The sequence below is a fragment of the Marinobacter sp. CH_CUG1437-1 genome (genome assembly GCF_037029655.1).
Lineage (GTDB): Bacteria > Pseudomonadota > Gammaproteobacteria > Pseudomonadales > Oleiphilaceae > Marinobacter > Marinobacter salsuginis.
This window is the reverse complement of the sequence record NZ_JAYMEW010000002.1, coordinates 532,261-555,805: the sequence shown is the minus strand read 5'-3', so window position 1 is coordinate 555,805 and position 23,545 is coordinate 532,261. Positions and strand designations below refer to the sequence as shown.

At 57.8% G+C, this 23,545-nt stretch carries 20 protein-coding genes; 16 read left to right on the top strand and 4 right to left on the bottom strand.

Annotated elements, in window-relative coordinates; translation table 11 throughout:
• Positions 1 to 31: 31 nt before the first annotated feature.
• Entirely contained in the window at positions 32 to 1,645 is a 1,614-nt protein-coding gene (locus WA411_RS07935) for an alpha-glucosidase family protein (RefSeq protein WP_291907124.1), read from the bottom strand.
• A gap of 191 nt (positions 1,646 to 1,836) precedes the next feature.
• On the opposite strand from WA411_RS07935, the gene WA411_RS07930 reads away from it, so the two are divergent.
• The gene (locus WA411_RS07930) at positions 1,837 to 2,877 is read left to right on the top strand and encodes an FAD:protein FMN transferase (protein ID WP_291907126.1); all 1,041 of its coding nucleotides are present in this window, start codon (positions 1,837 to 1,839) and stop codon (positions 2,875 to 2,877) included.
• Between the two features lie 22 nt (positions 2,878 to 2,899).
• Here the strand turns inward: WA411_RS07930 and WA411_RS07925 are convergent, their stop codons facing one another.
• The 3 genes from WA411_RS07925 to WA411_RS07915 are packed head-to-tail and all read right to left on the bottom strand — an operon-like array spanning position 2,900 to position 8,210.
• Positions 2,900 to 4,459: a general secretion pathway protein GspF gene (locus tag WA411_RS07925; protein ID WP_291907128.1), complete on the bottom strand. Its 1,560-nt coding sequence runs from the start codon at positions 4,457 to 4,459 to the stop codon at positions 2,900 to 2,902.
• A gap of 12 nt (positions 4,460 to 4,471) precedes the next feature.
• On the bottom strand, positions 4,472 to 6,937 hold the full coding sequence (locus WA411_RS07920) for a LamG domain-containing protein (protein ID WP_291907131.1): 2,466 nt from the start codon (positions 6,935 to 6,937) through the stop codon (positions 4,472 to 4,474).
• 31 nt (positions 6,938 to 6,968) lie between these two features.
• Positions 6,969 to 8,210 (bottom strand): hypothetical protein, encoded by a 1,242-nt coding sequence (locus WA411_RS07915; protein WP_291907134.1) that lies wholly within the window; start codon positions 8,208 to 8,210, stop codon positions 6,969 to 6,971.
• Between the two features lie 170 nt (positions 8,211 to 8,380).
• Between WA411_RS07915 and WA411_RS07910 the strand changes: the two genes are divergently transcribed.
• From WA411_RS07910 to WA411_RS07840, 15 genes are all read left to right on the top strand, one after another.
• Positions 8,381 to 11,068 carry a hypothetical protein gene (locus WA411_RS07910; RefSeq protein ID WP_291907137.1) on the top strand — a complete coding sequence of 896 codons (2,688 nt, stop codon included), beginning with the start codon at positions 8,381 to 8,383 and terminating at the stop codon, positions 11,066 to 11,068.
• A 22-nt stretch (positions 11,069 to 11,090) separates the two neighbouring features.
• Positions 11,091 to 11,843 (top strand): SH3 domain-containing protein, encoded by a 753-nt coding sequence (locus WA411_RS07905; protein ID WP_291907139.1) that lies wholly within the window; start codon positions 11,091 to 11,093, stop codon positions 11,841 to 11,843.
• Positions 11,813 to 12,457, top strand: a complete 645-nt coding sequence (locus WA411_RS07900) for an outer membrane beta-barrel domain-containing protein (protein WP_291907141.1) — start codon at positions 11,813 to 11,815, stop codon at positions 12,455 to 12,457. Before WA411_RS07905 ends, WA411_RS07900 begins: the two co-directional genes overlap by 31 nt.
• Positions 12,458 to 12,468: 11 nt before the next feature.
• Positions 12,469 to 12,972 (top strand): TlpA family protein disulfide reductase, encoded by a 504-nt coding sequence (locus tag WA411_RS07895; protein ID WP_136631838.1) that lies wholly within the window; start codon positions 12,469 to 12,471, stop codon positions 12,970 to 12,972.
• Between the two features lie 18 nt (positions 12,973 to 12,990).
• The gene (locus WA411_RS07890; protein ID WP_069183331.1) at positions 12,991 to 13,227 is read left to right on the top strand and encodes a DUF4266 domain-containing protein; all 237 of its coding nucleotides are present in this window, start codon (positions 12,991 to 12,993) and stop codon (positions 13,225 to 13,227) included.
• Positions 13,214 to 14,374 carry a DUF3570 domain-containing protein gene (locus WA411_RS07885; protein WP_418766802.1) on the top strand — a complete coding sequence of 387 codons (1,161 nt, stop codon included), beginning with the start codon at positions 13,214 to 13,216 and terminating at the stop codon, positions 14,372 to 14,374. The genes WA411_RS07890 and WA411_RS07885 overlap by 14 nt, the downstream gene beginning before the upstream one ends.
• A 19-nt stretch (positions 14,375 to 14,393) precedes the next feature.
• Positions 14,394 to 14,945 (top strand): AraC family transcriptional regulator, encoded by a 552-nt coding sequence (locus WA411_RS07880; protein WP_069183333.1) that lies wholly within the window; start codon positions 14,394 to 14,396, stop codon positions 14,943 to 14,945.
• A gap of 20 nt (positions 14,946 to 14,965) precedes the next feature.
• Positions 14,966 to 16,900, top strand: a complete 1,935-nt coding sequence (locus WA411_RS07875) for a hypothetical protein (RefSeq protein WP_291907147.1) — start codon at positions 14,966 to 14,968, stop codon at positions 16,898 to 16,900.
• Positions 16,893 to 19,778, top strand: coding sequence for a tetratricopeptide repeat protein (locus tag WA411_RS07870; protein ID WP_291907149.1), 2,886 nt, complete (start codon positions 16,893 to 16,895; stop codon positions 19,776 to 19,778). Before WA411_RS07875 ends, WA411_RS07870 begins: the two co-directional genes overlap by 8 nt.
• On the top strand, positions 19,765 to 20,334 hold the full coding sequence (locus WA411_RS07865; protein WP_136631836.1) for a tetratricopeptide repeat protein: 570 nt from the start codon (positions 19,765 to 19,767) through the stop codon (positions 20,332 to 20,334). Before WA411_RS07870 ends, WA411_RS07865 begins: the two co-directional genes overlap by 14 nt.
• A gap of 15 nt (positions 20,335 to 20,349) precedes the next feature.
• A complete protein-coding gene (locus WA411_RS07860; RefSeq protein ID WP_069183335.1) occupies positions 20,350 to 20,655 on the top strand; it encodes a hypothetical protein in 306 nt (101 codons plus the stop codon).
• Positions 20,656 to 20,793: 138 nt separating this feature from the next.
• On the top strand, positions 20,794 to 21,501 hold the full coding sequence (locus tag WA411_RS07855) for a MotA/TolQ/ExbB proton channel family protein (RefSeq protein WP_069183336.1): 708 nt from the start codon (positions 20,794 to 20,796) through the stop codon (positions 21,499 to 21,501).
• Positions 21,502 to 21,526: 25 nt separating this feature from the next.
• Positions 21,527 to 22,039: an ExbD/TolR family protein gene (locus tag WA411_RS07850; protein ID WP_023009970.1), complete on the top strand. Its 513-nt coding sequence runs from the start codon at positions 21,527 to 21,529 to the stop codon at positions 22,037 to 22,039.
• A complete protein-coding gene (locus WA411_RS07845; protein ID WP_064228964.1) occupies positions 22,036 to 22,536 on the top strand; it encodes an ExbD/TolR family protein in 501 nt (166 codons plus the stop codon). Before WA411_RS07850 ends, WA411_RS07845 begins: the two co-directional genes overlap by 4 nt.
• 5 nt (positions 22,537 to 22,541) lie before the next feature.
• Complete coding sequence (locus WA411_RS07840; protein WP_291907161.1) at positions 22,542 to 23,540, top strand: AgmX/PglI C-terminal domain-containing protein; 999 nt, start codon at positions 22,542 to 22,544, stop codon at positions 23,538 to 23,540.
• Positions 23,541 to 23,545 lie beyond the last annotated feature (5 nt).

Sequence of the window (23,545 nt, the reverse complement as noted above, 5' to 3'; positions counted from 1 at the left end):
TCGTGTCTTCTTGTTTGGTCATTGAATAATGTCAGAGCCGGGCGATGTCGATGCCCCAGGGCCCGAGTGTCAGATCCTTGCCGTGCCACTGGCCGCCCACGAAATCCGGAGTATCCGGTTCAGGCGTGCCGGCGCCGGGCATTGGAATGGTGACGGCGCTCTCGCTCAAATTCAGTGCCACCATCACGGTTTCATCACCCAGACTGCGGGTGTAAACCAGGGTATTCTTCGGGCTCTTGCTGAACTCGATGTCCCCTTTGAGCAGGATGGGTTGGTCTTTTCTCCAGCCCAGGAACGCCCGGTAAGCGGCGAGCACGGAATTGTCCTCGGCGTGCTGGACAGCGACAGCGGCGTTGTAATGATCATCATAAACCGGCAGCCAGGGACGCGCATCGGAGAATCCCGCATGGGACTCCTCGTGATGCCATACCATGGGCGTGCGGCAACCATCCCGGCCCTTGTATTCCGGCCAGAAGGTAATGCCGTAGGGATCGACAAGATCTTCGTATTGCAACTCGGCTTCCGTCAGGCCCAGTTCTTCACCCTGGTAGATGCAAACGCTGCCGCGCAGGGTCAGCAACATGGCCATGTAGGCCTTGAGCTGCTGCTCCGAGGTTGCGTTCCAGCGAGTGGCCACTCGGGCGACATCGTGGTTGCCGATGGCCCAGCAGGGCCAGCCGTCGGTCAGTTTGCCCTCAATGGTGTTCACGGTCTTGTGGAAGAAATCCGCACCGTGCTGTTCTGTCAGCAGATCGAAGGAATACGCCATGTGCAGCTTGTCGCCACCGCTGGTGTAGTCGGCCATGGTCTGTAGGGAATTGTCGTCGCCGATTTCGCCCACAGTCGTGGTGCCCGGGTACTGGTCCAGCAGGGCACGAAGGCGCTTGAGGAAGTCGATGTTCTCCGGTTGGGTCTTGTCGAACTTGTGGAACTGGTAGGCGTAGGGGTTTTCTTTGCGCACGCCAATTGAGCCTTCTGCCACCGCCTTGCTGGCAGGGTTGTCCCGCAGCTTGGGGTCGTGGAAGCAGAAGTTGATGGCATCCAGGCGGAACCCGTCCACACCCCGGTCGAGCCAGAATTTAACGTCCGACAGAACCTGCTTCTGAACCTCCGGGTTGTGGAAGTTCAGGTCCGGTTGGCTGGTCAGGAAGTTGTGCAGGTAATACTGCTTTCGGCGGCTGTCCCAGGCCCACGCCGAGCCACCAAAGACAGACAGCCAGTTGTTTGGCGGCGTACCATCGGATTTCGGGTCGGCCCATACGTACCAATCAGCCTTGGGGTTGTCACGGCTGGCACGACTCTCCACGAACCAGGGGTGTTGATCCGAGGAATGGCTCAGCACCTGATCGATCATGATTTTCAGGTCCCGCTTGTGGGCCTCGGCGATCAGCTCGTCAAAATCCTCGAGCGTGCCGAAAATTGGGTCCACATTGCGGTAGTCCGAGACATCATAGCCAAAGTCTTTCATCGGTGAGGTAAAGAACGGAGACAGCCAGATAGCGTCCACGTTCAGGCTGGCAATGTAGTCCAGCTTGGCGGTGACCCCGGGCAGGTCCCCGATACCATCGCCATTGGAGTCGTAAAAACTTCGCGGATAAACTTGGTAAATGACGGCGCCACGCCACCAGTCCGGGTTCTTGATCATGTAGCCTCGCTTGTACTTCTGGCGGTGAGAAGTTGTTATTGTTGAAAGTGGTAATCGCATTCCACCCAAATAGACTCGATCCATACTGCGGCTGGCTCGCACTCCATTCATCCTCCTGCGCCACTTTTTATTGGCGTAGACGGGGGGATGAGGGGGGAGTAGGAGGGGGGAGCCACCGATGGCGGTGAGGAGTGGATAACAGACATGGTGAACCAAGAATGATGGATGAAGGATTCCGAAAGTGGTTTCGGCGCACCCTGGCAGTGTCAACCTGCCTTTGGCTTGCTGGCTTTGCGGGCGCGGCCAGCGCCGAGTGGTACCGGTTTTCCGACACCGCCATGACGACGCCCATCGAACTGGAGTTCTGGGCAGAGGATAAAGTGCTGGCCGACCAGGTCGGGGAAGAGGTGCTGGCGGTTTTTCATCAGGTTGATGAGCAGATGAGTCGCTACCGGGAGGACTCGGAAGTTTCCCGACTTAACCGCAACGCCGCCAATGGTCCGGTTGCCGTCAGTGACGGTCTTTTCGAAGTTATTGAAAAGGCACGGGAGGTGTCGATTCTCAGTGATGGCGCCTTCGACATCACCTTTGGTTCGGTCGGTTACCTGTACGACTTCAGAGCCGGCAAAAAGCCCACGGAGGAGCAGCTACAATCTGGCTTGCCCCGGGTGAATTTCCGGGATGTGATTCTTGACCAGGGTGCGCAAACCGTTGAATTTCGCCAGGAGGGGATCCTGGTGGATCTGGGCGGCATTGCCAAGGGCTATGCCGTTGATCTGGGGATCGAGCGCCTGGTCAGCTCTGGCATCCGCCATGCACGGCTGAGTGCCGGAGGCGATATGCGGTTACTCGGAGACAAGCGGGGCCGCCCCTGGTACGTGGGCATCCGGGATCCCCGCTCAGAGGGGCGTAACGCGGTGGTTCTGCCACTGGAGGACGTGGCGGTGTCCACCTCCGGCGACTATGAGCGGTTTTTCGTGGATGAAGCGGGCGAGCGGGTCCATCACATTCTGTCTCCCGAAACCGGCAAATCCGTTCAGGGTGTTCAGAGCGTGACCATCATTGGCGAGGATGCGTTGACAACCGACGGACTTTCCACGGCGGTCTTCGTACTCGGCCCCCAAAAGGGACTGGAGATGATCGAGCGTTTGAAGGGTATCGATGTGGTTGTTATCGATGACCAGCGCATGATGCACGTGTCAGAAGGGCTCGTTCCACCCCAATCCGACTAGGGGGTGGAACGAGCGGTTTCGGTTAGTTTCCGATTGTACCGTTCACGACATTCGAGAAGGCTATCAGGCTGTCCTGAGAGGTGCCGTTGCCCAGCCCGTGACCGTTGAAACGGCTGCCGAAGTCAGCCTGTTCCCCATGTAATGCCATGTAGTTGAGCAACACGGTCTGAACCAGCTGATTGACGTTGTTGGCCGCCGGACTGGAAGCGGTTTCCACCGATGCATCAGAACGCATGAAGCCGATCTGCCTGCGAATCGGAGTGGGGCGGCCAGCAGGGTTGTAAACGAGGAAGAAAGATGCGGCCGTCTGCTGGTTGTCGCCGGTCCATTCGCCTTTGCCGCGACCGTCCATGGAATCGTCGATCCGGCCGTTGCTCGATACCGAACCGTCACTGAATACGTAGAGCATCAACGGCATACCCACCCGGGCTGCGTATTCCAGGCAGGCGCCCATACAGCGGCCGGCCTGCTCGTCACGACGTTCGCCGGTTCCGCGCTCTCCCGTGTGGTAGTCGTAGCCGCCCATCGTGATTGTGCCGGCACCGGCGTAGCCGCTCAGAACTAGCTTCATCACAGAGGCGGTTTTGCGGAATTCGCGGTTGCTGTTGAACTCATCGTGGCTGAAGATGCCGGTGGGGCCAACGATTTCGAGGTCCAGCTCCGGATCCAGGTCCGCCGGGTTGCCGAATCGGTCGGCGAGATCGGCGCTCTTTACGTAACCGCAGCGGACCAGGTCCTTGACCACTTCATCCGTGGAGATACTCGTGTTGACCTGATTCATCTTGGCGTCACTGATCCGCTGGATAGACTCCATGACTGCAACAGCATCTTGCTGATCCAGAATCCCGATCAGGTCGCCCACGTCCACCAGCCCAGTGACGTCTGACGGCCGGTCAATCTTGGTGGGGCGAACCTCCGGATTAATCAGATTCATGGGCGCCAACGAGTTACCGCCGGATTCAGAGCTTTGGGAACCCACCAGAGAGAGCAGGGAGCCGTCGGCACCTGCACGATGGATACCATACATCGGGTTGTGGGGGTTGTTGCCAGTGTCGTTTTCCGAGCGAGCCGCAATAATGGCGCCGTCAGTTGCTGCGCGGGTTCCGGCACTGGTGCTCTGCAGGATGCCGCGCAGGAAGCCGCTGTCCGAATGGAAAGCAAGGCCCAGCTCGGTGTTCACGAATGCTGGGTCGTTGGGCAGCATGTCACCCGGCAGGCCAAGCTTGTTGTAGCCCGCGGTGCTCAGGAAGTCCATTTGCCCGCCGGATTTGCCCATCAGCACGTTGGAGCCGGCAATGTTGGCGCCGCCTGCCAGGTCGAAACAGATGAACGGGATCTTGCCTGCGCCCTGAACCGCTATGCCACAGCTTTGCTTCAAGGTTTCCAGATCGGAAGAGAGCGCTGCGGACGCCATTCTGGGATTACCGAAGAGGCTGAACAAAGACGCCCCGAACACGGTTGCCGAGCCTGCCATAAGGCCCTGCGCGATAAACTCTCGACGTGTCCTTGGCTTGCCGTGGTCGTCGTGGAGCAGTGGGCTGCCGTTGGCCAAAGGTTTTTTACGTGACTTGCGTATAAACATGATCGGCTTCCTCTACTGAACCAGGGTGGTGGCACTGCCAAGCACTGCTGCGCAGCTTGCCTTTACGACTGTTTCTGTGCGGTCAGGCTCGCAACCCGCGCCACAGCTGGTCAGTCTATCCATGAGCGAACTGAGCTCAGTTTCGATTGTGCTATCACCAGGCTGTGATGCCAGGTTGCTGCCCACGAACCGAGATAGCAGCGGCCCGGTAACCAGGCTCTTACCGCCGTGATCGAATGCCGTGCTGGCCGGGGCGGAGAAATCGAACCCGGGGAACATCTGGTCCCGAAGCTGCGCATTGGAGACCAGGGCATCGCAATACTGGATGGCCATCTGAGTAACCGCCATCTGATGAGAGGACAGGAAGCCCTGGATAGTCTCCACCGTGGGCAATTGCTGCTTTACGGTGGTGTACGTGTTGAATACGGCCTGATTGGTCGTGGGAACACCGGTCATTCGCGACATGGACTCGTTGATCTCGTCAAAGGTCTTCAGGCCGATCTCCGATGACGGTTCCAGGTCTGCAGGCTCCGGCTGCGGAGGCAGGGATGGCTCTGACCGGGCAAAGCTGTTACCTCCCAGTTGGTCGAAGGTCAGGAAAAACTCGTCATTTCCTGGCCCGTTTTCCAGCGCAATGATGGTGCCCAAAGAAGAGAGCGGTTGCCCGGTGCCGGGCTCGTAACTGTCAGCGTCCAGGACAACGTCCAGGTTGGCCCAGGCCTGTCCCACCGTCGCTTCTTTGCCATTGATGCCCAGTCGCATGCCTCGCAACGCGATGTTTGACGGTTCGGCGGTGTCATCCAGGCTGATGAAGAAAGGACTGGTGAACCGGTACGCGTAACTGTCGAACTGGCTGACTTCGAACACAATGAAACTCTCGGGCACGTCGATCAGGTGAGAGACGCCGAACAACAGGTAGAACTTCTGGCCTACACCGACTTCGAAGTTGGCCTGGACCTGCTCCGGTGTCAGCGCACGATTATGGATGGCAACCATCCGGATCGCGCCCTGCCAGGGCGAATTGCCATCCGTTTCGTTGCCCAGCACCAGGGCGAAGCTGTCGTCCCATTCTGTCAACAGTCCACCGTCGTCCGGGTCGACATCACCGGTTGGAACGCCATTCACGAAGATCTGGCGCCCGGTCGCCGGGGTGTAGTTCACCACAACGTGCTGCAGGGTTGCCTGCAGAAGCATGTCGGCGTCCTGGGTTGCGAAAGGCGTATTTTCGTCACTGGTGGTGCTGCGGTGCAGTACCTCGTAACGCTGGAGCGACTGGCTCAGGGTAACGTTTCGCGTGGTGGATGAACCCGAGTAGGTCACGATGCGGGCATCTTCCTGGGTGATATTCCCCGGGGCGACCCAGGCCTCGATGCTGTATTCACCGGAGGCGGTCAGCAAAGTGTGGAGCTTACGACTTGCGGTGGTGCTGCCCTGGGCCTTGCCGGCCGGGACCATGAAGCCCTGCTCGTTTTCGCCGGCCGGGCCAAGGTCGATGCCCCAGCCGCCAACCCAGTCGACATTTCCGCTGAGGGTCAGGTCCAGCGCCGGCGATACGCCGCTGGTGTCAAAGGCTGTCTGGCCTTCACCAAACTTGAATTCGTAGAGGGCAATCACGTTGTCCTCAAAGCGGCCTCCGGAGTTGGCGAGCAGGCCGTCTGCCTCGAGGTTGAGTGCCTTGCTCGCTACCATCGCCGGGTCCACGGGCTCGGCGCTCAGGTCCTGGACCATTTCAAGTATCTTCAGCTCCATCAAATCGGCGGAAGCTTCGCAGTCGTCGTCCCAGCAGTTGTGGAAGTCATAGCGAAGGCGCTCCACCAGGCGAGATGAGCCCGGGTTCATCGGATCAATGCGGCTTTTTGCCTGATCGTAGGCGGTGGTGACATCGGCGCTGGCCACGTAGGGGGTCTGGCCGCCGTCCCCGTGGCAGTCACTGCAATACTGTGTGAGTACTGGGTATACGGTGTTGGAGAACAGGCCAGAGTCGCTGGGCAGGGCAACCGTGGCACCCGGCTCTTTGAGGGCCGGTGCGCGGAGTTCGACAGTTTTTGCAGAGCCTTCAGAACCACCGGCCCAGTTGGAGATGTAGGTGGTGAGAATGTCCACACACGCCGAAGTGCTCTGCAGCCAGCAATTATGGCCACCGGCTACCTTGGTCACCATAGTGGATTGAGCAGGATCAGACAGGTTTACAATGGAGTTTGCCTGGGCATAAGCCAGGTTGACGTCCAGCTCGTTGACGAACGTCGGTGCCTGACCGTTGGAGCCGTGGCATGCGCCGCATTTGTCCTGGGTTACCAGGTTGTCCCACACGGTTCGCTTGAAACTGGCAACGTCATCGGTCGCAGGAGCAGGCCCGTTGTAGGTAACCGTACCGGAATTCTGGGAGGTATTCGGCAACTGCTCCGTGGATTCGCCACCACAGGCTGAAAGCAGAAACGCCAGGCCAGTGACAGCAAGGACCGATTTGAGGGAGCTCATGGAAATTCCTTTAAATGTGTTCATAGCGTCCTCACTCCCCCATGCAATACACAGCGGATTCTGCGAATACCTGCTTCAGGTTGTATCCCTGGCTTGCGAAGCTGGCAACCATACTGCTTACCTGTGAACGGTCCGCGCTGTCTGATGGCGGTCGGAGACAGACATTCTCGAACACCTTCTTGACCTGGCACTCTGCAAAGGCGTCTGAATGGGCGAATTCTCTGCCCAGGCTCTTGGCACCGCTGCCGGAACCCGGCAACGAGGGATCCCATCCCAGCCGGCGATTGGCGCCCTGGCGCCAGTAGTTATCCCAGCTGTCGTCAGGCGTTACATAGCCCTGCTCGAAAGTTGCAGAATTGATGTGGTACTTGGCCTGAACCCGGGAGCCGGTTTCAGGATCCGTTTCGCCCATGGCGTTGTAGACCAAGCGGCCCAGCTCGCCATCAGGATCGGTATTGGCGTCGTATTCGTAATCGTAATAGGCAAACGCCTGGGCCATCGGGTCCATGCCGCTGTGGCAGCCAACGCAGTTGTTCAGGAATACCCGGCTGTCCCCTCCCGGGCTGCGGGACACGTCCTGGCGAATGCGATCTGGCGGCAGAGTAACGTCCGCTACCTGCTCAAGGTCGTTGCACATGTGGTTGATCAATGTGAAACGGAACATGGCACGGTTGGTACCGGCGCTGAAGAACGCCCGGGCTGAGGCTCTGGACGTAATCACGCCTGCCGTGGCAGCGGGGGGGAGGCCTGTGTAGGTCGACTGGTTTACCCGGACCAGGTTGTCTGGATCGCTAAGGTCAACTGCTCTTTCCTCAAGCCAAACATAGTGGTTGTTGTTATTAACCGAATAGGGTGGGACGGCTAACTCTGATGAATTGCCCACGTAGAGCACATCGTCGTAGAGGATTTTTCGGAAGTCTTCGTTTTCCCTCACTAAACCGATTACAGTCGCAATATAGTCGTTCAACGGAACGAACTTTGACATGGCCTCATTGGTCCAAGGTGCAGCGAAGTTCTTGAGAGTCACGTTGTAAAAAGCGGGATCATCCATAGCTATGAACGCTGCACCCTCTGGATTAGAAGGAATCAGGCTGGCCATGGAATTCAGGACGCTTTCGGAAGGTGGCACGCCGGCAATCCGGTCGTGGATTCGTTTGGCCTGTTCCCTGGGGCCGGCCTGAACAAGGCTGGCCTGTCCAGACACCAGTGCGACGAGAACTGCGGTACTGCAAGCCTTGCAAAGCAGGCTTCTGATCCTGTTCCGGGCGGTCATGTCCTTTCCCTCGGTTTTCGTTAGCATCTGCACATTAATGCCTTTTGACATTTGTTAAAAGTTTACGGCTTGCTATATCCTCCGTTTTGAGCTGTAGGCCACGTTATTACATTAGGTTACGTAAAAGCCTTGGAGCCTGCCCTCGGAACCGACTTAATTTATGTCATGGAATGTCATCCGGAACAGGGTTTGTTACGTTGGAAATTAAGTCACCCAATCTGAACATCTGTCGCAGTGCTCGTCTGGCTATCGCGCTTGGCTCACTTGCTGGGCTGTCTGGCTGTCTTTCAAGCAGCGACAGCCAGCAGGCGGATCCGGTTGTTGTCGAGAACCCGGTGGCGTATGTAGAGCGAGCTCTGCTTTTTGACGAGAACACCGGCGCCCTGGTGGAGGACAACCTCGCAGACCCTACGGCCTTCCGCCCCGGTGCCAGGCTGCTACTGAAGGCCAGTGCGACGGCCGATGCTGAAACACGGGATATTGCTTCAAGAGCGTTCGCCGGGCCGGGATTTCTCGATGACAACGGCCAGTTGCGTTACGACGTTAAAGATCTCCATGTCTCCCATGATGGCGCCAGATTGCTGTTCGCCATGCGCGCTCCGGAAATCGAGGGCGCCGATGACGAGGATCAGCCAACCTGGAATATCTGGGAATACGACGTCAGTGCAGACACCCTGCGTCGGATCATTGGCTCGGACGTTACCGCGCGCGCCGGACAGGATGTTGCTCCCGCCTATCTGCCCGATGGCAGAATCGTTTTCTCCTCTACCCGTCAGCGGATCTCCAAGGCGGTATTGCTTGATGAAGGCAAGCCTCAATACTCCGGCCTGGACGAAGAGGGCGACAGTCCTGCGTTTGTCCTGCATGTGATGGACGATGATGGCGAGAACATCGAACAGATTACGTTTAACCAGAGTCACGACCTCGATCCCATGGTGGCTGACGACGGGACCATTGTGTTCAGTCGCTGGGACAATGCCGGCCAGACCCGAAACAACGGTGTAAACCTCTATCGCGTTAATCCCGATGGCACCGGGTTGAGCTATCTCTACGGTCGTCATTCCCACGATTCCGTGCCTGAGGCGAACAGCATTCAGTATCTCCAGCCTCGGAAGTCGGACAGCGGCAATCTGCTGGTTCAGTTGCGTCCCTTTGAGAGTGATGATTACGCCTCTGTGCTGGCGGAGGTAGACGTCGAGCAGTTTGTCGAGGCCAATCTCCGCATCGACGGAACCGAGGGCACGGGTCAACAACCTCTGGTTCCCGGAGTGGGTCTGGACGGGCAGCTATCGTTGAAGGGCAGCTACGCATCGGTTTCTCCCTTGCTGGACGGGACCAACCGTTATCTTGTGAGCTGGACTCCCTGCCGTTTGCGGGAGGTAGCAACCGACCGGATTGTGAATTGCACGGATGATCGCCTGGAGTCGGAAGCGTATCTGCCCGCAGAGCCCGTCTACGGTCTCTGGCTTCTTGATATCAACAGCGAAACGCAGCGGCCGGTGGTTCCACCGGTGGAAGGTGTCCAGTTTGATGAAGCGGTCCTGATGAAAGAACGGCCCCTGGAAGGCTTCATTCCTGAATCGCAGTTTGCTGGTCCAGAAGGCGCGCTGAAGGATGCCGGTTACGGCGTTCTGCACATCCGCAGTGTGTATGATATCGATGGTGTCGATACCACTCCTGCAGGCATCGATGTTATGGCCGATCCGCTGCAGACACCGCCCGAAGATCGTCCCGCCAGATTTTTGCGTCTGGAAAAACCCGTCGCCATCCCCGATGAAAACGTCCGGGATTTTGATAACAGCGCGTTTGGCCGGAGCCGCGCTCAATTGATGCGGGAAATCCTGGGTTACGTGCCGATCGAGCCGGACGGCTCCGTGAAGGTGGCAGTGCCGGCCAATGTCGCGTTCGCCATCAGTGTGCTGGATGAGCAAGGCCAGCGAATCGGTGCGCGGCACCAGAACTGGCTGACGGTGCGTCCCGGTGAAACCCTCGAGTGCGCAGGCTGCCACAACCCGAACAGTCCTACACCCCATGGCAGGCCGGATGCCGGACCTGATCCCGTATGGGGTGGGGCAGCAACCACCGGTATTCCGTTTCCGAATACCGACCCGGGCCTGTTCGCCGATATGGGTGAAACCATGGCCGAGGTGTTTGCTCGCATCAACGATATTCGCCGACCGACGCCGGATGTGATCTATGCCGATGAGTGGTCCGGTGATGCGGTGGATCCAAAGCCTGACAGCTTTTCCTATGCCTATGGCGAGCTGCAGACCCCTCAGCCCATATCCGGCGTTTGCGCCAGCGACTGGGCGCCGAATTGTCGGATTGTAATTAACTACGAGCAGCATATTCATCCGCTCTGGAGCCTGAACCGGGAGATAATTGATCCGGAGACAATGGAGGTACTCGTTACGACTTGCACCAGTTGCCATACCGACACCGATGCGGCCGACGCTCAGCAGGTGCCGGCTGGACAGCTGGACCTGGGCGATGGCCCGTCACCCGATGAACCGCTGCACTTCAACGCATACCGTGAATTGCTTTTCCCGGACAACAGGCAAGAACTTGTTAACGGAGCCCTGATCGACGTACTTGTGGACTCGGGAGAGGTTTTGAGGGACGAAGAAGGCAACCCCATTCTGGATGCCAATGGCAATGAGCAACCCATCCTCGTGACAGTGCCTGTGCAGGCTTCAATGTCTGTCAACGGCGCCCGTGCCAGTAATTTCTTTGATGTGTTTGCCAAGGGGGGAACGCACCGCGATTTCCTGACACCGTCGGAGCTCAGACTGATCGCGGAATGGCTGGATGTTGGCGGCCAGTATTTCAACAACCCGTTCGATGCCCCGGAAGACTGATCCAAGGACTGACACTCGCGCCATGCCCATTGCCATTCTCGTGTTTCTGTTGTTTTTTCCGGCCCAGAGCTGGGCTGGTTGGCTGTGGGGTCAGGGTGACGAGGACGTCGCGCAAGTGCAGGTGACCGAACCTTACATTGAATGGCGAACCGGCCCGGCAACTGGCTATCCGGTTTTTCACACCAGCGAGCAAGGAGAGTGGCTGACCATTCTTCAGCGCAAGACAAGCTGGCTCAAAGTTACTGACTCCCGGGGTCGGGAAGGCTGGGTAGCTGTTGCCGATATCGCACAGACAGTGGACGCCACGGGTAACCGGGTGGATCTTCAGGTCCCGGATTTTGATTCTTTCAGTGATCGGAGGTTCGAGGCCGGTTTAATGGTGGGCGAATTTGATGGTGCCGCCGTCACCGCCGGTTACGGTGGTTTCTGGATGACTCGGAACCTGTCTGCCGAGCTGTGGGCCTCCCAGATTCTGGGCAGTGCGTCGGAGATTCGGAAGGTCGATGCCAATCTGGTGCATCAGCCATTTCCACACTGGCGGGTATCCCCCTTCTTTACCCTCGGGGTCGGGCATATCTGGGTGGATCCCAAGGCCACCCTGGCTGAGCCGGAAGAGCGGGACAACGCTATCGGCCATGCCGGCCTTGGCATCCGGGCCTACATCACCGATCGATATTTCATCCGTGCCGAAGTGAAGGACTACAAAGTGTTCACTACCCGGTCCACCAACGAAGAAGCGACAGAATGGAAAATCGGACTAAGCATCTTTTTCTGAAACCAGCGTGCCTCGCGGCAGGGCTATGTGTAGCGGGTGTTGCCCAGGCCCAGGATGATCGGCCGCTGATCGAGCCTGACGTAACCCCGGTACCGGTTACCGAGGCAATGATCGACACCGAGAACTTTGAAATCGGCGCGTTGGTGGGTGTCCTGAACATCGAGGACTTCGAGTCGTCACTGCTCTATGGTGGCAAGCTCACCTATCACCTCAGTGAGTCTTTCTTCTTCGAGGCCGGAATCGGCTTCGCGGAGGGCGGAGAAACCAGTTTCGAAAAGTTGGCGGGTAACGTTGAAGTGCTCACCGATAGTGAGCGGGATTACAGCTATTACAACATCAATCTGGGCTACAACGTGCTGCCGGGGGAGGCCTTCCTCACCGAAAACTACGCGTTCAACACCAATTTCTATCTGATTGCAGGGGCAGGAGCCACCGATTTTGCCGGTGATACCCGCTTTACCCTGAACGCCGGTGCGGGCTATCAGGTGCTGTTGACGGACAGCGTTGCCGTTCACCTTGGCGTGCGACAGCACTACTACCGAATCGATGTTCTCGGGGCCGAGAAAACCTCCATGAACACCGAGGTCAGCACTGGCCTGTCCGTCTTTTTCTGAATACAGGAGCAATGGTTATGAAAGCATCCATTCAATCACTCGCAGTTGCAGGCATTCTGGCCTGCCTGAGCCCGTTGGCGGGCGCCGAGGCAATCAATGTTCCGGCTCCGGATTTCACTCTTGAAAGCCGTTCCGGAGAGAACCTGAGGCTGGAAGATCACCGTGGGGAAGTGGTGATGCTGAACTTCTGGGCTTCCTGGTGTGGGCCCTGCCGCCAGGAGATGCCACTGATGGATGAGTTGTATAGCCAGTACAAGGATCTTGGCTTCACGATTCTGGCAGTGAATGTGGATGAGAATCGGGAGGAGGCACATCGTTTTCTGGACAAGGTGCCCGTGAATTATCCGATCCTCTACGATCCAGAGAGCTCGGTTAGCGAACTGTACGAAGTGCAGGCCATGCCCACCACGGTGATGATTGATCGTGATGGTAATGCGCGGTATCTCCATTACGGATACCAGCCGGGTTACGAAGACGAGTACGAACAGCAGATTCGCGAACTGGTGCGCGAGTAATTTTCGGACGGGACGTTTATGCGTAGTTTGTCGATCTTCACTGTCTCCGCTCTTCTGGCCGCCACGTTCGCGGTTTCCGGATGCAGCTCAGTCAAGCCCTGGGTGAAACCTTACGAGCGGGATAATCTGGCGGACCCGGTCATGAGCCTGAGTCGTCATGGCAAAGCGGATTCCTACATGCACCACGTCTATCAGGCTCGGGAATCTGCCCGGGGGGCTGAAGGCGGTTCGGGAGGTGGTTGTGGCTGCAACTGACAGAAGACAGTTGGTGCGGTCAGGGTGCCTCCTGCTTGCACTGGCACTGTTTGGGCATTCTGCGATTGCAGCCACCCTTCCTGTCGACAACGTTGACGTTCTGTATCACCGCTATGACGGCGGGGGCATGGTTATCGATGGCCCATCGGTGTTGGTTCGAAAGGGTATCGGTTCCCAGGTCTCCCTGTCCGGGCAGTACTATGTCGATTCCGTTTCAGCGGCCTCGGTAGATGTTCTGGCCACAGCCAGCCCTTATGAGGAAGAGCGCAACGAATACACCTTTGGCGTCGATTATCTGCACGATAAATCCATTCTGAGTCTGGGCTTTACCAACAGCACGGAAAACGATTACGAAGCCAATACCGTCTATTTCTCGGTGAGCCAGGAATTCTTCGGAGGCATGTCCACGGTTACCATGGGCTATGCCAGTGGCTGGGACGAAGTGGGCCGGGTTGGCAACGATTCCTTCGGCGAAGAGGCCGATCGTCGCAACTATCAGCTGGGCCTTAGCCAGGTTGTTACTCGCAATAGCCTGGTAGGTGTCGATCTTGAAGTGGTCACGGATGAGGGCTTTCTGCAGAACCCCTATCGTCAGAATCGCTACATTGATCCCAACGATTCCACTGCGTTCCTGTACCAGCCGGAGCGTTATCCGGAAACCCGAACCAGTACTTCCGTGGCTTTGCGAGCGTTGTACTATCTACCGTACCGGGCCTCGATCCGGGGGGAATACCGCTATTTTTCCGATACTTGGGGCATCAATGCCCATACTGTCGAACTCGGATACGTTCACGGATTGAACCAGCACTGGACCCTTGAGGGCTCCATCCGCTTTTACAGCCAGAATGAGGCGGATTTTTACAGCGATCTTTTCCCGTTCGAGAACTCCCAGACTCATCTTGCACGGGACAAGGAGCTCAGCTCTCTCTCGGGGACAACCCTGGCAGCAGGCGCCGTCTATGAATGGAAGCAGACGTCGCTTCCCGGCATTGATCGCCTGCAGTTCAGCCTTCTGCTGGACTGGCTGAATTTTGATTATGACAACTTCCGGGATGTAACCGCACCCGGCGACTATCTCCCCGGAGAAGAACCCCTTTATTCCTTCGACGCGCTGGTCACCCGGGCGTCGTTGATTCTTGAATACTGAGCATGCAGGAAGAACGACCATGGCCACTTGCTTGAACCATCGATTTCCGGCTCTTTTGGCAGCACTGACACTTGCACTGACAGGGCCCGTGTTCGCCCAGACAGATACCGGAGCAGATGACGATGATACGGCCGTCGCCGAACAGGTGGAGGCGTTGAAAAAGAAGGTGATCCGGCTGAACCGGGACTTGTTCATCCTTGAAGAGGATCTGTTGTTTCCGGCCAACACCCAGGTTGCGGTGTTTCTCAGCGTGGATGCCGGAAAGTTCCTGAAGCTCGATGCAGTGAAGCTGAAGGTCAATGACGAGATCGTCGCCTCTCATCTCTACACGCAGCGCCAGGTCACGGCTCTTGAACGCGGCGGCATGCAGCGGCTGTACGTGGGTAACCTGAAAACCGGAGTTCACCAGATGACGGCGTTCATCGAGGGAATCGGTCCGGATGAGCGTCCCTACAAGCAGGCCGCGTCTCTGGAATTTGAAAAGGGCACCGGTACGGCCGCTCTGGAGATCCGCGTTGAGGATCGCTCTTCCAACTATCAGCCTTCCGTATCCATCGTGGAGTGGGAGTAAATCGCGTCGTGGGATTGATCGTGATCACGTCGTTTCGAGCGCTTCCGGTTTTTTTCACCGGTGCTTTGCTCTGGCTGACGATGGTTTCTCCGGCTCAGGCCGAAGATGTTCAACCAGAGCGTGCGAAGGACCTTCGTTACGGTTGGGTACTCTATGAATACCATCAGGGCAACGCCTTCGAGGCACTGACTCAGCTGGCGGTTGCCCGGGAACAGGGTGGCATTGAGGGTCACGGTGACCACCCGGCTCTGGTAGAGGGCGGGCTGATGCTCTCCTGGGGAATGACTCGTGAGGCCAGCCGTTTGTTCACGCAGCTGCTGGGCGATGAAGGTTCGGGCAGCACGCTCTCGCCCGATGTCCGCAATCAGGCCTGGTTCTACCTGGGCAAGGTGTTCTACCTGGAAGGTGATTACCAGCTGGCCAGCGAGAATCTGGGTCGCGTGGATGGCAACACTCTGGCTGAGGCCAACCATGACCTGTTCCGCGAGTGGATTTATCTGCAAGCCCGGCTGGCTATGATGTCTTCGAAGTTCGGAGAGGAATCGGGACTTGCGTCGCTTCGCGCGCAACTGGAAGACACTGATATCTGGTCCCTTTACCTCCGCTACAATTCGGCGGTTTCGGCTCTGGCTGCGGGAGAAGCAGTCGCCGCCGAGTCGGAACTGCAGAAACTCATTGCCATCATCGAACAGTCTATCGATGTTGCCGAACCAGAGGACGAGCGCGAGGGACTATTGGGCCGGGCCCGCTTGTCACTGGCCAGGCTGTATCTCAGGGACAATCGGTTCGACATGGCCCTGGAGGTTCTTGGGAACATACCCCTGGACGGGGTATTTGCCGATCAGGCCCTCTTTGACTACGCGGTAGCTGCCGCCGGGCAGGGCAGGCCGGAGCGGGCACTGGATGCTCTCGATACCCTCGCGAATCGCGATCTGTTTCTCCCCTGGCGCCAACAGGTGCCGTTTGCCAGGGCCTACGTTCTAGAGCAGATGAACCGGCCGAAGAGTGCATTGCCCGCTTTTCAAAAGGCAGCCGATCATTACCAGGCCCGGATCGAGGAGCTCGACGGAATCCGGGATAGACTCAGTGAAGAGAGCCTGATGGCGCAGCTGGATTTCAGCCGTGATAGCGACGGGATTCTTACGGATTCCTACGGGCGACTGCGTGTGGAGCCGACCGATTTCGGCATGGCGGAAGTGCTGGCATCGGAGACGTTCCAGCAGGCCCTTGCTGAACTGAACGAACTCTACCGGATGCAGTCCTTCATTGCTGAACGGCAGTCCCGGTTTGAATCCTTCCGAGTCATGCTTCAGACCCGCGAACAGCAACGTCAGGTTCGCATTGCCCAGACCCGTCGGGAGCTGGAAAACCAGCAAGCTGACCAGTGGCAAAAGCTACATCAGGCGTTCAGAGACAAGATATCTGCTGCGGTGTCCGAGGAAGACGCCGGTTTCTTCATGACCACAAAACAGAAAGCACTGAGGGACAAGCTCGATGAGGTTGAAGAAACCCTGGCGGGCTTGCCTGACGACGCGACCACCGACAGCCAGCGCGCGACCTATCAGAGGATGCGTGCCTACTTCGACTGGTGGATTGCTGATGATTACGGGGTGAACCGTTGGGCGGCGCAAAAGCAGTTGCGTGAGCTGGACAGTGAAATGGAACGCTTCCAGGTCCAACGGCAGCGGGTTGAAGCTCTGATGGCCGATGACAGCCGCCATGCCGAACTGGCTCGACGTATCGCTGCCAGTGAGCGGGAACTCGCGAACCTTGGGGCAGAGGTAGCCGATGCACTGGGGAATGCCCGGCGAGCTCTCGTGCGCCAGGTAGACAACATGCTTGCAGCCCAGCAGGAAGAACTGAACGGGTATCTGGTGGCCTCCCGCCATGCCCAGGCGAGGCTGGCGGATCAGCTGTTCCGTGCATCGCAGAGTGCAGGTGTTGCAGATGAATAACTGGGCGCCTGGAAACATCGTTAGAGGGCTTGTTATTGCCGGCGCCCTTGTCTTGGTCAGTGGCTGCCAGATGTGGCAGTCGATAATGCCCGTCGGCGACGAGGAAATGCCCCGGGTGCGTGAGGGCACCCTGGCAGCGCTGCCGGCAACCGACGTTCGGCAATCCACTGAAGGTGCGGACGCTGACAGTGAACAAGCGAGCGATGTCTCCATCGAGACGGTGATGGAAAGCTACAACGCGCTGTTGCCACTCGTGGACGATCCCCGTAAACAGGTCACGATACGGCATCGATTGGCCGATCTGGAGTTCCAGCGAGCGGAGCGGAAAATGGCGGATACAGCCGTCGATGAGCTCTCCGGTGCGATTGATGCCTATCAGCGTCTTTTGTCTGAATATCCAGAACGCGAGGGCAATGACCAGATCTACTATCAGCTTGCCAGGGCCTGGGAACTTCGGGGTGCGACGCCCCAGCAGCTGGAGGCGCTGAATACGCTGGTCCGCCGTTATCCGGATTCGGAATACTGGATTGAAGCCCAGTTCCGTCGGGGCGATCTGCTGTTCATCGATGGCCGGTACCAGGATGCTGAGCAGGCCTTCGACGAGGTTACCCTTGCCAGCCAGGAACGCATGGCCGATGCCTCGTTCCTTGTGAACGCGCATTACATGAAAGGCTGGAGCCTGTTCAAGCAAGCGCAATATCAGGAGGCCCTGTTCAGCTACGTTGAAGTACTCGATCTGGTGATGCCCGATGGGCAACCGGTTGAAGATGTGGACCAGCGGAGCCAGACCCTGATCGAGGATCTGTTCAGGGTAGTGGGTCTGTCACTGTCATACCTGGACGGAGCGGAAACCCTTCAGGCGCTGTTTCGCCAGACTGGTGGGCGTCCCTACGAAATTCTGGTCTACGACCGCTACAGTGAGCTCCTGCTGGAAAGGGAGCAGTACACTGACGCGATCGATGTCTATGAAGCTTATATAGAAGACCATCCGGCAAGCCCCTGGGCGCCGCGCTACCACATACGGATCATCGATACCCTGGAGCTTGCCGGCTTCACCCGGACTATTCCTGACAGAAAGGCCGGCTTTGTCAGCCTTTACGGTATCTACAGTGATTACTGGCAGTCAGCAGACCCCGATGCGATCGCCTTCATCGAACAGCAACTGGAACAGCTCTTGCCAGAGTTGGCAGACCGTCAGTATCTGCTGGCAGGGGAGGCCACAGATGATCAGCAGGCGGATGGTCACTACCGCAATGCCGCCCGTTATTACGCAGAATTTGCAGCCACATTCCCCGATCACCCCCGGACACCTGAGCGCCTTTTCCTCCTCGGAGAGACCTATCTGGAACTGGAAGACTGGCCGGCAGCCATCGCAGCGTTTGAGCGGGTTGCTTATGACTACCCCGGGGACAGGGTGCCCGAGCGCGCCGCTGAAGCAGGCTATGCCTCTGTGCTCGCCTTCCGGGAGTACGCAAATACATGGGACAACCAGCCCGTATCGGACCAGAGGGCCTATCAGGAGTTGCAGCAATTGAATCGGCTGCGATTTGCCAACGCGTTCCCGGATGATCCCCGGGCTCCGGCCGTGTATTACATTGCGCTGCAACGGGAGTTTGATCAGAACAGCTGGGAAGAGACGGTCAACATGGCAGCCCGTCTTGTTACCTGGCAGCCGGCACCTCCGTCTGACCTGACCACCGAAGCCCTGTTACTGTCTGGCCACAGTCTGTCTGAACTGGCGCGATACGCGGAGGCGGAGCAGGCCTATCGTGATGCCCTCGCCACCATGGCTGAAAACGATGAACGCAGAGGTAGTGTGCGCGAGAATCTCGCCGCAGCAGTCTATCGGCAGGCCGAGCAGCTGGCAGATGCCGGCAATGTGGAGGCGGCAGTCAGCGAATTCCTGCGAGTCGGTAGTGCCGTCCCCGAGTCCGTTTTGAGGGCAAATGCGGAATACGATGCTGCCTCACTTCTGATCACCGCCAATCTGTGGGATCAGGCTATCAGTGTGCTGACCAGTTTCCGGAGGGCTTTCCCGGATCACGAACTGATTGACACTGTCCCGGCAAAACTGGCGCTGGCCTATCGCGAAACGGAGCAGTGGGAGCGAGCCGCAGACGAACTTCAGCAAATGGTAGCCCTGGCGACAACGCCCGAAGAGCGTCGGGAAAATCTGCTGATTGCAGCAGAACTCTACGATCAGGCGGGCAACCGGGAAAAGGCGATCGACACCTGGCGCGACTATGCCAACAGCCATCCCGAGCCGGCGGATGTCTATATGGAAGCGGCCAATCGACTGTCCGAGCTCTATCAGGAAGAGGGGGACACAGAAAGACGGGATTATTGGCTGCGCAAGCAGATGGAAACGGTGGACGACGCCCCCGAGGAGGCGGACGATCGCATGCGTTACCTTGCGGCATCAGCCTCGGCGACCCTTGCCCGGGAGGCTCTTGCCCGGTATGACAGCATTCGCCTGACGCTCCCTCTGAACGAGAGCATGACTGCGAAAACCGATGCGCTGGAGAGGGCGGTGAATGCCTATCAGAAAACCGCCAGTTACGGACTCTCCTCGTTCTCGACCGAGGCGGGCTATCAGATTGCCCATATCTATGGACGCCTCGGCGCAGATCTGATGGATTCTGAGCGGCCTACCGGATTGAGCGAGCTTGAACTGGCCCAGTACGAGCTGTTGCTGGAAGAGCAGGCCTATCCATTCGAAGACAACGCCATTGATATTCACGAGCAGAATATCCGGCGGGCCCGGGAGGGCATTTTCGATGAGTGGGTCAGGCGCAGTTACGAGGCCTTGAAAGTGCTGTTGCCAGGGCGCTACCGGAAAGAAGAAGTAACCTCGGGGATTGTCTATGAGCTCGATTAAGACCTTCGGAATCTGTCTTGTCGTGATATCCGTGCTGTCTGGATGTGTGACCGCCCCGCCGCAGCCGGAGTCAGACGAACAAGCCGAGCAGGCGGTTCTTGAGGCGTCATTCAGCGAAGCTGTAAAAGCTATGGAGCGGGGAGATGTTGCCGAAGCCCGGTCCCGATTCGAGCAATTGGCCAGCGACTACCCGGAAAAGGCAGGGCCCATGGTCAACCTGGGAATCATTGCTTTCAACGAAGGCGACACCGAGACAGCCACGAAATGGTTTGAGGCGGCGCTGGCGGTAAATCCCGACCATGTCCAGGCGTTGAATCATCTGGGCGTGATTGCCCGGAATGCCGGAGAATTCGACCAAGCGGAGCAGTTTTATCGCGCCGCACTGTCCTCGGATCCGAAATACGCCCCGGCGATCCTTAATCTCGCCTTTCTGCTCGATATCTACCTGGGGAATCCTGCTGATGCCGTTGAGCTTTACGAGCGCTATCAATCGGTTGCCAGCGAGCCGCACCCGAGACTGGAAGACTGGATCTTCGATGCGAAAAACCGAATCTGATGGGAAGAAGGTGATATGAAACGTCTCGTATTGCTCACTCTGGCTGCGTCCGCGCTGCTGCCTGCAGCGCCTATGCTGTATGCCCAGGACGCCCCGGGTGTTGTAACCATTGAAGGCACCCGCATCCGTGGTGACCAGGAAGTGCCTACTGTGATGTATCTGGTGCCCTGGCAGCCACCGCAAGTCGACGAGTTGCGAGCGCCGGAAGAACGCCTGATGGTCGACCAGGGCCTCGCGCCGCTGGAGCGCTATGAATTTCAGCGGTTCATCAGCTACCACCAGGCGTTTATCAAACAGAATCAGGCAGAAACCGGGGAATAGGATGTGATGCCTGTCACATCCTGTGTGTGTACCTGCGCAAGATTAAACAAACCCTCACACAGACTTTCGCGAACTTACCCGCACAGGGGCAGGACGCGCATAGACTGATCTGAAAACGGACCATGGAGTGCCCAGAAAATGATCGATACCGCCGTTCGCTTCTTCCAGGAAGGTGGCTTTTTTATGTTTCCGATCGCCGTTGTGCTGATCATCGGACTCATTGTTGCCATTGAACGTTACGTCTACCTTTCCGCCCAGAAACTGACCAACCGTCGGGATTTCAACCGCCTCCACCAGATGATTGCAAAGCGCGATCTGAAGGGCGCACTGAATTATACTCAGGAGTCCGGTAGTGCCATGTCCACCATGATCGGCTTCGGCCTCCAGCGTCTGGCCCGCCGCCAGGGTCGCGAAGAGATCGAATACGCCATGGAAGAGGGGCTGCTGGATGTTATGCCCCGGCTGGAAAAGCGCACACAATATTTGGCAACGCTGGCCAACATTGCCACGCTGCTGGGCCTGCTTGGTACCATCATCGGTCTGATTGCCGCCTTTACCGCAGTAGCCGCAGCGGATCCGGCCCAGAAAGCAAGCCTCTTGTCCCAGAGTATCTCGGTCGCCATGAACACCACGGCGTTTGGCCTGATGTCAGCCATTCCGATGCTCCTGATCCATTCGCTGCTGCAGACCAAGACCAACGAGATTGTTGATAGCTTCGAGATGGCCGGCATCAAGGTTCTGAACCTTCTCAGCGATGGCTCCGGCAATAAGTCCGGTGCACAAACTCAGGGTCAGACTGCCGCTGCGCCGGCACAGGTAGCGACACCGGCCGGTAGCCCGGCCTGATAACCAGCCAGAAGGATGTCAGGCCATGAGACGGAAGCATCGTCGCCTACAAAGTGAGGCAGATCTCGACATCACGCCCTTCATGAATCTCATGATTGTGCTGGTGCCGGTACTGCTGCTGAACATGGTGTTTGCCCACACCAGCGTTCTGGAACTGAACTTCCCGACAGGCGAGAGCCTGTCGGCAGAGCAGGCCGAAGAACTGCAGATCCAGGTTGTGATCTATGAAGATCGGCTGGTTGTTGCAGATAACCAGGGCGGCGTCATCAAGGACATACCCCGGCGTGAGGGCGAGTATGATTTTGCTCTGCTCAAGGATGTCATGAAAGAGATCAAGAGTCGGGTGCCGGACAAGAAGGATGTGATCATCATGCCGTCCCGCCAGACCTCCTATCAGTCCCTGGTTTCCGTGATGGATACGGTGCGCTCCTATGAAGCCGTAGTGGCTGGGAGTGTTGTAGAGGCGGAACTGTTCCCCGAAATCTCCCTCGGAGATGCGCCTGCCCAGGCCTCGGGCTCCGCGGAGGTGAGCTCGTGAAAGAATCCGCGAAAGCCCGTCGTCTGAAGCGTCATTACCGCCGCAACAAAAGCCAGGGAAAAATGAACCTGGTGTCGCTGATGGATATTTTTACCATCCTCGTGTTCTTCCTGATGGTGAACTCTTCGTCTGACGTGCAGGTACTCAACCAGAACAGCACCATCAAATTGCCCGATTCGACTGCCCAACAACCCCCGGGTGATGTATTGGCATTAACGGTGACCGACAGGGATATTCTGGTAAATGGTCGACTGGTGGTAAAACGCGACGCCTTCCAGACCTTCGACGGGCAGGTTGAGCCATCCCTGAAGCAGGAGCTCGACTACCAGGCCAGCCGGTCGTCGGCGCCAGCGCCGGATGCAGGGCGTCCGATTACCATTCTTGCGGACCGGGAACTTCCTTACGAGCTGCTCAAGAAAATCATGTCCACCTGTGTGGACGCCGGTTATGCCAGCATTTCCCTGGCGGTTAATCAGCGTACGGAACAGGGAGCCTGAGCCTTATGGATTACCGGTATGGATTGCCCTGGAATCAGGAACGCGGTGAGCGAAAGCGGCTGCTTGCCGCAGCCGTTGTTGTGGTGCCTTTGTTCCTGGCTTTTGCAGGCTATGTCAGTTGGATAGAACTGCCAGAGCGGGACCGTGAGGAACAGGAGGCCTTGCCACCCCAACTCGCCAAACTGATCATCGAGAAAAAGGAACCGCCAAAACTGGTTGTGCCCGAGCCTGAGCCAGAACCACCGAAACCCGAGGAAAAGCCCGTGGAGCAGGCGAAGCCTGAGCCCGAACCGGAGCCCATTCCCAAACCGGTGGTTCCGGAACCTGAGCCGGAACCACAGGTAGCAGAAGAACCTGAGCCCAAGCCGGAACCGAAACCTGAGGCGGTGGCCAAAGCCCGGGAGAAGGCCAAGAACACTGGTATCCTCGCGATGGGGAACGAGCTGTCAAAACTCAGCTCCCTGGCAGAGTCGGTCAAGCTTGATGGGCCGGTAGCGAAGACTGCTGAACCAATTGCGCGGAAAACCGGCGATACGCTCGCAACCCGTGCTACGGAAAATACCCGGAGCAGTGGTGTCAACGAAGAGGCTCTGAACCGGGAGGCTCGTCAGGTTGCGCTTGCTGAGCGCGAGCGCGCAGAGGTTGCGGAGACAGAGCGGGTTGCCGCAGTGAAAGAAGCTGCCCGAAAGGAAAAACAGGAGACCGCCGCCCGAACCCGAAGCAAGGAAGAGTTGCGTCGAACCATGGACGCCAACAAATCGGCAATATACAGCATCTACAACCGGGAGCTGCGACGGAAGCCTTCGCTCCAGGGGAGTATCACACCGGAATTGGTCATCGAACCTAACGGTGCGGTGTCCAGTTGCTCAGTGGTTGAATCAACGCTGAATGAGCCGGCGCTCGAGAACAAGATCTGTAACCGGTTGAGGCTGGTGGATTTCGGGGCGCGGCCGGGCGTCGACCAGACCAAGATCAGGTACCCGATTGAATTGCTGTCCAGTTAACCGAC